This window comes from Cohnella baijiui (assembly GCF_020731285.1).
Classification (GTDB): Bacteria; Bacillota; Bacilli; order Paenibacillales; family Paenibacillaceae; genus Cohnella.
The window spans coordinates 1-226 of sequence record NZ_JAJFOW010000395.1 but is presented as its reverse complement, the minus strand read 5'-3'; the positions used below and the strand labels follow the sequence as shown (position 1 = coordinate 226).

At 52.2% G+C, this 226-nt stretch carries 1 protein-coding gene; it reads left to right on the top strand.

Annotated elements, in window-relative coordinates; genetic code table 11:
* Positions 1–226: hypothetical protein (locus LKX83_RS33105; protein WP_227887537.1), on the top strand; the 226-nt coding region annotated here is incomplete at both ends.

Here is a 226-nt window from a genome sequence, read left to right as displayed (position 1 = left end):
AAGAATTCGGAGCAAGTATCCGGCCAGTTCGCTAAGTCAAGCGAGCAGATGATTGAGATGCAGACCCGTGTAAAGGCGCTGGATGAAAAGCTGGTTACCTCGCATGCTCAAAACTTCAGCTTGCTACAGGACGTGAACAAGCAGCTGGCAGCGCATGGTGAATGGATGCGCGGCTTCATTGATGCGGACAAGGCTGGCGAGGAACAAACAAAAGGCAGAATGCTCG